At 74.6% G+C, this 11,583-nt stretch carries 11 protein-coding genes; 7 read left to right on the top strand and 4 right to left on the bottom strand.

The genetic code is table 11. The annotated features are described in order from the left end of the window. Positions 1-82: 82 nt before the first annotated feature. The gene (locus EV378_RS36855; protein WP_279389676.1) at positions 83-217 is read left to right on the top strand and encodes a hypothetical protein; all 135 of its coding nucleotides are present in this window, start codon (positions 83-85) and stop codon (positions 215-217) included. Here EV378_RS36855 and EV378_RS33820 read toward each other — a convergent pair. The 3 genes from EV378_RS33820 to EV378_RS33810 all read right to left on the bottom strand — a co-directional run bounded on the left by EV378_RS33820 (position 214) and on the right by EV378_RS33810 (position 5,556). After that, positions 214-1,074, bottom strand: a complete 861-nt coding sequence (locus tag EV378_RS33820; RefSeq protein WP_132431936.1) for a CBS domain-containing protein — start codon at positions 1,072-1,074, stop codon at positions 214-216. The two genes, EV378_RS36855 and EV378_RS33820, sit on opposite strands and share 4 nt — an antisense overlap. 26 nt (positions 1,075-1,100) lie before the next feature. Beyond that, positions 1,101-4,481, bottom strand: a complete 3,381-nt coding sequence (locus EV378_RS33815; protein ID WP_243653892.1) for a proline dehydrogenase family protein — start codon at positions 4,479-4,481, stop codon at positions 1,101-1,103. A 181-nt stretch (positions 4,482-4,662) separates the two neighbouring features. Beyond that, complete coding sequence (locus EV378_RS33810) at positions 4,663-5,556, bottom strand: LysR family transcriptional regulator (protein ID WP_132431932.1); 894 nt, start codon at positions 5,554-5,556, stop codon at positions 4,663-4,665. A 76-nt stretch (positions 5,557-5,632) separates the two neighbouring features. Here EV378_RS33810 and EV378_RS33805 point away from each other — a divergent pair, with 76 nt between their 5' ends. The 4 genes from EV378_RS33805 to EV378_RS33790 all read left to right on the top strand — a co-directional run bounded on the left by EV378_RS33805 (position 5,633) and on the right by EV378_RS33790 (position 8,452). Continuing rightward, positions 5,633-6,781, top strand: a complete 1,149-nt coding sequence (locus EV378_RS33805; protein ID WP_243653891.1) for an FAD-dependent oxidoreductase — start codon at positions 5,633-5,635, stop codon at positions 6,779-6,781. 81 nt (positions 6,782-6,862) lie between these two features. Then, positions 6,863-7,420, top strand: coding sequence for a DUF4190 domain-containing protein (locus EV378_RS33800; protein WP_132431928.1), 558 nt, complete (start codon positions 6,863-6,865; stop codon positions 7,418-7,420). Positions 7,421-7,468: 48 nt separating this feature from the next. Continuing rightward, positions 7,469-7,699 (top strand): hypothetical protein, encoded by a 231-nt coding sequence (locus tag EV378_RS33795; protein WP_132431926.1) that lies wholly within the window; start codon positions 7,469-7,471, stop codon positions 7,697-7,699. A gap of 42 nt (positions 7,700-7,741) precedes the next feature. Further along, a complete protein-coding gene (locus EV378_RS33790) occupies positions 7,742-8,452 on the top strand; it encodes a PIG-L deacetylase family protein (protein WP_132431924.1) in 711 nt (236 codons plus the stop codon). 1 nt (position 8,453) lies between these two features. Here the strand turns inward: EV378_RS33790 and EV378_RS33785 are convergent, their stop codons facing one another. After that, the gene (locus EV378_RS33785; RefSeq protein ID WP_132431922.1) at positions 8,454-9,341 is read right to left on the bottom strand and encodes an MEDS domain-containing protein; all 888 of its coding nucleotides are present in this window, start codon (positions 9,339-9,341) and stop codon (positions 8,454-8,456) included. Positions 9,342-9,509: 168 nt separating this feature from the next. Between EV378_RS33785 and EV378_RS33780 the strand changes: the two genes are divergently transcribed. Further along, positions 9,510-10,691: a luciferase domain-containing protein gene (locus tag EV378_RS33780; protein ID WP_132431920.1), complete on the top strand. Its 1,182-nt coding sequence runs from the start codon at positions 9,510-9,512 to the stop codon at positions 10,689-10,691. 191 nt (positions 10,692-10,882) lie between these two features. Further along, on the top strand, positions 10,883-11,551 hold the full coding sequence (locus EV378_RS33775; RefSeq protein ID WP_165922611.1) for a DUF3152 domain-containing protein: 669 nt from the start codon (positions 10,883-10,885) through the stop codon (positions 11,549-11,551). The last annotated feature ends 32 nt before the right edge of the window (positions 11,552-11,583 follow it).

The raw sequence follows: 11,583 nt of genomic DNA, 5'->3' as shown, positions 1-11,583 counted from the left end.
TCCAGCGAGCGTGTGACCAGGTAGAGGAATGTCAACGCCACCTCGTCGGTCGGGAGCGGACGGTCTCTGCCCGGCAGACGAGGTGGCGTTGGAGGCAACCGGCAACAGCGACGCGATCGCGAACCTGCTGGTCTCGCGTGTGGCCAGGGTGGTGGTGTCGAATCCGTCGACGACCCGCGCGATCGCCGAGGCGAAGGTCAGGGAGACGTGCCCCTAGAGCAGGTCGCTGCGGCTGAGCACGCCGACCAGCCGCCCGTCGGACTCCACGACCGGGACCACCCGGAAACCGCGCTCGACGAGCAGGACCCGCGCCGCATTCAGCGGGTCGTCCGGCCCGACGACCTCGACGTCGACGGTCATCGCGGCCCCCGCCGTGCGGGCGGCACCCGGACGGGACGGGCCGAGCATGTCGGCCTCGCTGACGACGCCGAGCAGCAGGCCGCCCTCGTCGGTGACCACCGGGACGTTCGTGAACCGGTAGTCGAGCAGCAGCTGCGCGACGTCGACGACGGGCGTGGACCGGTACACGACGGCGATCCCGTCGCCGCTGTCGTCGGTCATCACGTCGCGGACCTTCAGTGTCGACGGGTCCCGCCCGGCGAGCCGCCCCTCCCCGCGGTGCGCGACGACCGGGAGCTCGCGCGAGTCGTCGGCGCGGCCGGTGAGCTTGCGCGCGGCACGGGCCAGCGGGTTGTCCATCTCGCGGCGGCGCAGCAGGTCGCTGCGGGTGACGACGCCGACGAGCTCGCGACGGTGCACGATCGGCATCACCCGCACCTCGCCGTAGGTGCGCATCCGGTTCGCGATCACATCGACACTGACCGTCGGAGCCATCGACAGCACGTCGGCCGTCATCACCTCGGAGACGAGCGTCTCCGGCCCGAAGCGCGGGTCCTCACGGGCGCGCAGCACGTCGACCAGGCTGATGATCCCGACCAGCCGGCGGCCCCGGTCCACGACCGGCAGAGCACTGAAGTGCATCTCGGCCAGCCGGTTCTCGGCACGGCTGACCAGGTCGTCCGCCTGGACGGTGACGACACGGTGGGTCATGACGTCGCGGGCGCGCAGAACCATGACCAGTGACCGTATCGGAGTACCGATCAGCGGTGCTCCACGTGCCCGAACCGGTGGCGTGTCCGGCTGATCGCCTGTTCGCGCAGCACGGTGAGCATCTCCCTCCGCCCGTCGCGGACGACCGGTGCGTCCAGGATCGACGCGCCCGCCTCCGCGGCGGCGACCCGCAGCTCGTCGGGCACCGTGCCGACCACCCGGATCCGTCCACCGGGCCGCGGCTCCGGGAACCCGCCGTGGCGGTTCGCACCGGGCAGCGGCGGCTCCGCCCAGCCGTACACGTGCACCGGCACCGACGCGCACGCCGCCGCCAGCACGACGCGGGCGACGTCACGGCCCGTCGCACCCTCGCCGGCGACGAGCGCGAGCTCGGGCACCGAGCGGTAGCGGAACACGTTCGACTCGGCGGCCAGGCCGGTCGGGTCGTGCTCGACGGAGAACTCGTCGCGCCAGGCCGCCGCATCGGACGCCGCCGCCTCCCGGAGCCACTGCCGGTCCACCTCCGGCAGGTCCACCGCTCCCAGCACGGCCCGCACCCGGCGGGCGGGCTCCGCGGCCGCGCTCGTCGGCCCGTCGGTCCAGGTCCCGAACTGCGCGACGTAGTTCGGGCCACCCGGCTTCGCACCGGGGCCGACGACGGAGCCCTTCCATCCGCCGAACGACTGCCGCTGGACGATCGCGCCGGTGATGTGCCGGTTGACGTAGGCGTTGCCGACCTCGACCTCCGCGCACCACCGGTCGATCTCGGCGGGGTCGAGCGAGTGGATGCCGCCGGTGAGGCCGTAGCCGGTGGCGTTCTGCCAGGCGATCGCCTCGTCCAGGTCGCGGGCGTACATCAGCCCGAGCACCGGCCCGAAGCACTCGGTGAGGTGGAACCACGAGCCCGGCCGGACGGGCGCGCGGACGCCGGGCGTCCAAAGCGTCTCGCCGATCCTCCTGGGGCGCACCAGCCAGCGCTCGCCACGGTCCAGTGTGGTCAGTGCCCGCTCGAGCTTGCCCTCCGGCGGCGCGATCAGCGGGCCCATCGTCGTCGACGGATCGGTGCCGTACCCGACGCGCAGCGTCCGGACGGAGTCGGCGATCTGGCGCCGCAGCCGCTTCCCGGTCTCCGAACCGGTCGCCGCTGACCCGACCAGGATCGCCAGCGACGCGGCGGAGCACTTCTGTCCGGCGTGGCCGAACGCGGACCGGACGAGGTCGGCGACGGCGAGGTCCGGGTCGGCGCTCGGCGTGATGACCAGCGCGTTCTTGCCGCTGGTCTCGGCGACCAGGTGCAGGTCGGGACGCCAGGTGCGGAACAGCCGAGCCGTGTCGGTGGCACCGGTGAGCACGACGCGGTCGACGTCCGGATGCGTGATCAGGCGCCGGCCGGTGTCGTCCTCCTCGGTGTGGACGAGCTGCAGCGCGTCGGCCGGGATGCCGCCGCGGTGCAGCGCGGCGACACCGACCTCGGCGCACGCCCGCACCTGCGGCGCAGGCTTGATCACGACGGCGGCGCCGGCGGCCAGCGCGGCCAGGCAGCCGCCGAGCGGGATCGCGATCGGGAAGTTCCACGGCGGCGTGACGACGACGACGCGGTCCGGCGTGAACGGGGCGTGGACCAGCTCGTCGGCGCGGTCCGCGTAGTACGCGGCGAAGTCGATCGCCTCGGAGATCTCCGGATCGGCCTCGGCGACGGTCTTGCCGCCCTCGGCGACCATCACGGTGAGCAGCTCGGTGCGCGCGGCGGCCAGCGCGCGGGCGGCCTCGCGCAGCAGCCGTCCCCGCTCGGTCGCCCGCACGTCGCGCCAGCCGGAGGACCTCGCCGTCGCGACCACGTCGTCGACCTCGTCCGGAATGGACAGACGCCGGCCCGCGACGGCGGGCGCCCGCGCGGCGACGGCGCGGCGGAACCAGTCGCGGTTCGCGGCCAGCGCCGGGTCGGTGTCCGGCTCGTTGCGGAACCCCGGGCCGCGGTCCGCGATCTCCTCCCGCGACCGGTCCTGGGTCCGGCGCGGCGTCTCCGGAACGGCGTCCCGGTCCCGGACCGAGGCACGGAACCGGTGCACGTACGTGGACGGCCCGCCGCCGGAGCCGCTCGCGAACAGCGCGTAGAGGTAGTTCTCCGGCGCCGCGTTCTCCTCGAGGCGCCGGACCAGGTAGGAGACGGCCGCGTCGAAGTCGCCGCGGTGCACGACCGGCGTGTAGAGCACGAGCGGGTTCGGGACGTCGGCGGCGACGACCCGGGCCCAGTCCGGAGCCATGCCCTGCAGCATCTCGACGTCGACCTGCGCGGTCGCGCCCCGCGCGTCGGCCAGCTCCAGCGCGAGCGCGACATGGTGCAGATGGTGGCTCGCGACGCCGAGGCGCAGGGCGTGCGCGTGAGCGCCGCCGACAGGAGCGCCAGCGGAACGAGAAGCGGCACCGATCCCCCGGTCCAGGAGGCGGACGTAGTTCGCGTCCACCTCCTCCTTCGTGAGGTACGGCGCCTGCGGCCAGTCGTGCAGCTCGGCCTCGACCCGCTCCATGGCCAGGTTCGCGCCCTTGACCAGCCGGACCTTGACCGGCGCTCCCCCGCTCTCGACGCGGCGCGTCGCCCACTCGCTCAGCTCGCCGAGTGCCCGGACCGAGTCCGGCAGGTACGCCTGCAGGACGATCCCCGCCTGGAGCCCGGCCAGTTCCGGCCGGCTCAGCAGCGTCGTGAACAGCGCGACCGTGAGGTCGAGGTCCTTGTACTCCTCCATGTCGAGGTTCACGAACACGCCGTGCTCGGCGGCCGCCCGGTAGAACGGCAGCAGCCGCGCGACGAGCCGGTCGCGGCTGCCCTCCACGTCCCACGGGACGAGCTGGCTGGCCACCGACGACGCCTTCACCGACACGTAGTCGACGTCCGGTCGTCGCAGCAGCGCGAGCGTGCGCTCGAAGCGCCGGTCCGCCTCGTCCTCGCCCAGGACGGCCTCGCCGAGCAGGTTCAGGTTGAGCCGCACCCCGTCCTCGCGGGCGGTCGCGAGATGGTGGGCCAGATGACGGCCGTCGGCGTCGACGATCAGGTGCCCGACGAGCGCGCGCAGCCGTCGTCGTGCCGCGGGGACGACGACGTGCGGCATCCGCGGCGCGAGCACCGCACCGGTGCGCAGCAACGCCTTGTCCGCGACGCCGAGGAAGCCGGGCAGGCTCGCGCCCGGTCCGGCGATGCCGGCCAGCGCCCGTGCGGCGGCGCGATCGTCGGCGGGCCGGGCGACGCGGTCGACGAACCGGAGCGTGAAGTCCACCCCGGCCGGGTCGTGCATGAGCGCGGCCAGCCGGGCCGACGGCCCGCTCCCGCCCCCGGGCGCGGCCCGCACCGCCCAGCGTCGCACGCGTTCCTCCGCACGCGAGACCAGCGCGTCGTCGATCGGGACCGGGGGCGCCAGGTGGGTGGACTCGCTCACCGGACCCATTCTGGACCCGGCCCGGCCGGGCGGCTCAGGACTCGGTGAGGTCCCGGGTCGGGCAGGTCGCCGAGCAGGGCGAACGCCTCCGGGCACGGCTCGCCGTCACCGCGCTCGGTGCACGCGCGCAACGGGTCCGCACAGCGGCGGGACGTCAGGGGCCGCGAACCCACCACGCCGTCTAGTGCCGTGTCGCGCAGGCACGGGCGGCGTCCACGAAGTGCGCCACGGCGGGCGAGCGGTCCCGACGGCGCCATGCGACCTGCAGCGACACCGACGGCGACGGGCCGGCGAGCGGGCGGAACTCCACTCCCGGCGGGCGCAGGTTCGCGTAGTAGGAGGGCTGCAGCGACACCCCGATCCCGGCCGCGACGAGGCTGAGCTGGGTCTCGATGTCGGCGCCCTCGGCCACGATCCGCGGGGAGAAGCCGTGCTCGCGGCAGTAGGTCGTGATGATGTCGAAGAACGCCGCCCCGGTCGGGCGCGGCCAGAGCACGATCGGCACGCCGTCGAGGTCGCGCGGGTCGACCGTCGCGGACCCGGCCAGCGGGTGGTCGGACGGCAGGACGGCCAGCAGCGGCTCGGACACGAGCTGCTCGACGGCGACGGACGCCGTCGGCGCGGCCTCACGGACCAGGCCGGCGTCCAGGCGACGGTCCGCGATCGCCACCATCTGCGCGGCCGTGTCGTGCTGCGAGACCTCGAGGTGCAGGTCGGGAAAGCGCGCCCGGACCTGGCGCAGGATGCGCGGCGCGATACTCGCCAACGCCGTGCCGACGGACCCCACGAGCAGGGACCCGACCGCGCCGACGGCCGCCTGCGTGACGCGGTCCTGCGCTCGCTCCGCCTCGTACAGCACCCGTGGCGCCGCCTCCAGCAGCGCCCGCCCGGCGGGCGTGAGCTCGGTCGCGCGGGCGCTGCGGTCGAACAGCGGCGCGCCCAGCGCGCGCTCCAGCGTGCGGATCTGCTGGCTCAGGGCAGGCTGGCTGACGTGCAGCCGGGCCGCCGCGCGGCTGAAGTGGAGCTCGGAGGCGACGGTCAGGAACACCCGGAGCTGGCGCAGCTCGACGTCCATAAGGTCTTCCTTATACCAGCATTCCCAGCGGTGATCGGTGAATCGCGGCCCGTTCCGCCGGGCGACAGTGAGGCTCGTGAACCGCGATCACGCGTTCGTCGTCGTCGGCTGCGGGAGCGTCGGCTCGGCCGCCCTGTACTGGCTGTCCCGGATGGCGGCACCGTACGCGTCCGTGCTCGGGCTGGAGCGCGGCGCGGCCGGGAACGCACGCGCCGGCCGGACCGCCGCCGTCGCGCACGCGGGCGGACGCGACGCGCACGCCGCGCTCGCCGGCCCGGCCCACCTGGCGTGGCGGCAGGTGGAGAGCGTGTCCGGCCAGCGGCTCGTGACCCGGACCGGGGGGCTGGTGATCGAGGACCCGGACGTGCCCGCCGTGCGCGGGACCGTCGACCGGCACCTCGCCGTCGCGGCCCGGCACGGGATCGAGGTCGAGGAGCTCGACGCGGGCGGCCTGGTCGCCGGCTGGCCCCAGTTCCGTCCGCGCGGCGGCGAGCGGATCGTGCACCGGCCCGGCGTCGCGATCGTCGACCTGCACCGCGCGGACGCCACGCACGTCGCGCTCGCCCGCGGCCACGGCGCCGAGATCCGGGAGTACGCCCCGGTACGGGCGCTGCACGACTCCGGACGGCACGTCGAGGTCGTCACCGACGACGAGGTCTACCGGGCCGAGCACGTCGTCGTCGCGGCCGGGGCCGGGACGGACGCGGTGCTCGAGGGCATCGCCGCACCCGTCCCCCGGACCGTCGTGCGCGAGCAGGTCACCCGCTACGCGACCCCGCACCTGATCGACTTCTCGCCGGGCCGGTTCCCGGTGTTCACCTGGCGTGGCGCGGGCACATTCCGGGGCCTGCCGGTGCACGGCGAGGTCGCGACGACGCTGTGCCGCCCCGGCGAGCCGGCCGACCGCTCGGCCCGGGAGGCGTTCCTGGCCGAGCGCGTGCCCGGGTTCGCCGGGCCGGAGCTGTCCACGGCCACGCGCGTGGCGAGCGTCCCGGCCGACCGCGAGCCCGTCCTCGACACGGTGGCGTCCGGACGGGTCGGCGTCGCGGCGGGCACCGACCGGTCCCCCGGGCTCGTCTCGCTGGCCGGACGGATCCTGGCCGAGCTGGCCTGCGCCGGGACCACCCGTCATCCGATCGCCGACTTCGCGATCGACCGTCCCGCCCTCACCCGTCCCCCGGCCGAGGTGGAACCGGTACCGCTTCGGTCACGACGCTGGACCTGACACGAAACGGACGAGACCATCGCGCGCGAGCGCGGGGGGTGATCATCGCCGACGGACCCGCGGACGAGAGGGGAACAGTCGATGAGCACACCCACGGGGGACCAGGGCGGGAACCCGCAGTACGGCCAGCAGCCGGAGGGCGGCGGGCAGTACGGCGGGCAGCCGCAGCAGTACGGCGACCAGCAGTACGGCAACCAGCAGTACGGCGGGCAGCCGTATCCGAACCAGCAGTACGGAGCGCAGGCCTACCCGGGCGGGGCTCCGGGGCAGCCGGGCGCGGCGCCCAAGAACGGGCTCGGGATCACGGCGCTCGTGCTGGGCATCCTGGCGATCCTCACCAGCTTCTTCCTGCTCGGCGGACTGCTCGGGCTGATCGCGATCATCCTCGGCGCGATCGGGGTGAACCGGGCGAGCAAGGGCCTCGCGACGAACAAGGGAGTCTCGATCGCCGGCATCGTCACCGGAGCGCTAGGCGTGATCATCGTGATCGCGCTGGTGATCGGCGGTGTCAGCTTCTTCTACTCCAGCGGAGGCGGCGACCTCGTGAGCTGCCTGCAGCAGGCCGGCCAGGACTCGAGCGCGCAGCAGCAGTGCCAGCAGGAGTACCAGAACCAGGTCCAGCAGCAGTACGGAGGCTGAGCCGCCTGCCCGCGCGCGCCTCGGCACGTCGTGGTCGACGATCACGACGTGCCGACGGTCGTCCTGCTGGTCGACGACCTCACGCGGCCGCTGGTGCCGGTGTGCGCGGCCGCGGCGGTCGCCGGAGTGCTGCTCACGCTCGGAGCGGTCCGCGAGCACGGCCGGCTCACGGCCGGCGTGGACCCCGGCGTGCTCCGCCGGCTGCTCCGGTGGAACCTCGCGCGGTCCCTGGCCTGGACCCTCGGCGGCGTGACGGCGCTGGTGCCCGCCGCCGCGTGAGGTCCGGTGGTGCGGCGGCCGCCGAGGTGATCGGATGTCGTCGTGACCGACATCGAGCGGGTGCTGGTGATCGCCGCGCACCCCGACGACATCGACTTCTCCTCCGCGGGCACGATCGCGAGCTGGACCGACGCCGGGATCGCGGTGTCCTACTGCATCGTCACCGACGGCGACGCGGGCGGCTTCGACCCGGCCGTCCCGCGGTCGGAGATCGGCGGCATCCGCCAGGAGGAGCAACGCAAGGCCGCTGCCGCCGTCGGGGTCTCGGACATCGAGTTCCTCGGCTACCCGGACGGGCGGCTGACCGTGACGCTGGAGCTGCGCCGCGACATCTCCCGCTCGATCCGGCGGGTGAAGCCGCAGCGGGTCGTGCTGCCGTCGCCGGAGCGGGACCTGCGCAGCATGTACGGGAGCCATCCGGACCACACCGCGACCGGGGAGGCCGCCCTGTGCGCGGTCTACCCGGACGCGCGCAACCCGTGGGCGCACCCGGAGCTGGCGGCCGAGGGCTTCGAGGCACACACGGTGTCCGAGGTGTGGGTGACCAGCTCGAACGACCGCGCCGACCACTACGTCGACGTCACCGACACGTTCGACCGCAAGATCGCGGCACTGCGCGCCCACGAGAGCCAGACGGCGCACATGACCGACCTCGAGGGCATGCTCGGCCAGTGGGGCGGGCACCAGGCCAAGGCGGCCGGGTTCGAGTCGGGCCGGCTCGCCGAGGGCTACCTCGTGCTCGACACCCGCTGAGTCAGCCGCGGCGGGCCCTGACGTCCAGCTGCGACGCCGCCGTCGCGCCACACCGCTCCAGCGTGCGGGCCAGCCGCGGCCGGACGCCGGACAGGACCAGCCGGTGCGACGACGGCATCTCCTCGGCCGCGTGCACGACACTGACGACCGTCGCGACGTCGGCGAAACGCAGCGACACGACGTCCAGCACGAGGTCGACCGACCGGGACGACGCCGACCGCAGCGTCTCCTCCCGCATCGGTTCGAGCACGCGACGTACCTGCTGGCGATTGCTGTGGTCGACCTCGCCGGCCAACCGCGCCACACCGCCGCGACCGCGCGTGATCCGGAGCAGCCCGTCGTCGTAGAGCGAGTCGTCCGGGACCTCCCGCGAGTGCAGCGTCTGCATCTCCTCGATCAGCGACGACGGGAAGCGGGCCCGGTCGTAGATGCACAGCACGCGGGCCGGTCGCTCGCGCACGACCCGGTCCACGACGCCGTCGACCTCGTGGAGCAGGACACCGCCCGGACGGTCGAGACCGTGGGCGAGGTCGCCGGTGAACCGCAGGCCCCGCCAGCCACCGGCGAGTGCGGTGTCGACGGCACCGTGCAGCAGGCCGCCGAGCGCCTCGGGCCGGGCCTCCAATGCGGACCGGGTCGCCTCCGGCGGGATGATCTGCAGCTGTCCGGTGCGCAGCGGGTCCGCCGTGTCGACCCCGTCGTCGGCCAGGCGCTCCAGCACGGCGGCCGCCATGCCGTCGTCGAAATAGGACACCTGCTCGCCCGCGCCGAGTCCACTCGCGACGAACTCGGAGGCCTGCTCGCGCAGCTGCTCGTCGCTCACCGGCACGACGAGCTGGTGGTCCGGTGCGTCCGCACCGGAACGCTCGTCCGTTCCGGGTACCGCCATCACCGTCCGTTCCCGGGGTCCGCGCCGGGGAGTTCGCGCGTCGACCAGCTGTGACGTTCGGAGCACTGTACGTCATCCGACCGGGTAACGCGATCTCGTCCCGGCCGCTCACGTGGACGGTCTCGATCTGAGACGGCGCCGGTGGGCCGTTCGCGGGAGGCTTCCGCGATGGAGGCGCAGCGCTGGGTCACCGACGTCGGGGGCGGGCCGATGGTGGCCCGGTGGGGCTCGGAGCACCCGTCGGTGCCCGTGCTGGTGCTGCTGCACGGCAACGGCACCAGCGAGCACTCGTTGATCGAGATGTCGCCGTGGCTGCCGCACGGGCCGGTCGCGTACGTCGCTGTGCGGGCGCCGTTCGAGCGCAGGCAGGGCTACGGCTGGTACACCGATCCGGGCGACGGTCCGCCGGACCCGGACGAGCTCGCGCGGTCGGCGCGGTGGCTGCTGGACTGGATCGAGACCGAGGGCGACCCGGAACGTCCGGTCCTGCTGCTCGGCTTCCGGGAGGGCGTGACCGTGGCGGGCGCGATGATGCTGCTCGCCCCGGAACGGTTCGCGGGCGGCCTGCTGCTCTACGGCGCGCTGCCGCTGGACGCCGGTCTGCCGACGGAGCGGGGCCGCCTGCTGGGGATGCCCGTCTACCTCGCCCAGGGCACCGACGACACGCGCACGCCCGCGGCGCAGCTCGCCCTGACCCGGGCGTGGCTCGCCAGGGAGAGCGGCGCACCGACGTGGGCCGACGAGGTCGAGGGCGGCGACCAGGTGGCGGGCAGCGTGGTCGGCGGCGTCGGCACCTGGCTCGCCGACCGGCTCGACCACCTGCGCGCGCACGGCGAGAACCCGCTGCCCGACGGGGAGGAACCGCCGTGGCCCGAGCTTCCGGGCGGCAGGCTCCCGGCCCGCGTCGGCGAGCCACCGGAGACGACCGGCGCGATCCCGCACCGGCAGACGTCGCAGGTCCCGCCGGCGGAGATGCGGGAAGCGCTGTGGGACAAGCTGTCCTCGTTGGACGGTGTGACGCCTGGCGAGGCGACCGTCGGACCGGCGGGTACGCGGTCGCTGCTGCTCGACCGGGGCACCGCCCGTGGACCGGACATCGCCTACCTGTTGCCCGACGACGGCGAGTTCGCCCACCTGCACCCGCCGGACGACGGCGCCCTGCACCTCGCGCTCCCGGAGGCACTGGCCTACGACGCGACGGCGAAGGGCTGGGCCGTCCCGCATCCGCTGGCCGGGCTGCGCCTCGGGCCGGGCGCGGTGCTCGTCCCCGGTCCGCGCGACGACGACGAGCTCGGGGTCGTCGCGGCGATCGTCGCGGCGGCGCACCGGCACGCGACCGTTCCCTCCTGATCCCGACGCGACCACCGCCCCGGCGCGGCCACCTCACCGCGGACCGCCTCCGGCACGGCCTCCCGCGCGACCACCCGGACGCGCGATGCCGCCGCCGAGCGCGGACCGTTCGGCACTGCGAGGCTGGCTCCGTGCCGTCGTCCGGTTCCCTCCGACCCCTCCGGTCGGCCCTGATCGCGGCCGTCGCCGCGGTGACCGTCCTCTCCGCCGGGTGCACCGGGACGTCGAACGCGGCCGCGCCCCCGCCGGCCACCCCGTCCCCGGCCACGACGCCGGGGCCCGTCGCCGCGGCGCGGGCGCCCGGCCCGGACCGGATCGCCGGTGTGCTCGACCGGACGGTGCCGCCGTCGGGCACCGGGCAGTTCGACGTCGTGCCGGGTGGGTCCCCCGCGCCCGCGCGGGGCCGAGTCACAGCCGTCCGGGTCGAGGTCGAGAAGGGACTGACGATCGACGGGCAGGCGTTCGCCGCGTTCGCGCTGGCCACGCTGAACGACCCGCGCAGCTGGGGCCGCGACGGGAACGTCGGGTTCTCGCGTACCGCGGGCGACGCCCCGATCCACATCAAGCTGGCGACACCCGCGACGACCGACCGCCTGTGCGGGTCGCTCGGCACCGAGGGCCGGCTGTCCTGCCGGCAGGGTCCGGACGCGATCCTCAACCTCGCCCGCTGGGTCACCGGCATCCCGGACTACCGCGGCGACCTGACCGGCTACCGGCACTACCTCGTGAACCACGAGATCGGGCACGTCCTCGGCCACCATCACGTGCTCTGCCCCGGCCAGGGCGTCCCGGCGCCCGTGATGCAGCAGCAGACGCTCGGCCTGGACGGGTGCCGGCCGAACCCGTGGCCGTACCCCTGAGTGACCATCCGGGCGGCGTTCGGCGGATTGCC

It is taken from the genome of Pseudonocardia endophytica (assembly GCF_004339565.1).
GTDB lineage: Bacteria > Actinomycetota > Actinomycetes > Mycobacteriales > Pseudonocardiaceae > Pseudonocardia > Pseudonocardia endophytica.
This window is presented reverse-complemented; position numbering and strand designations above follow the sequence as displayed.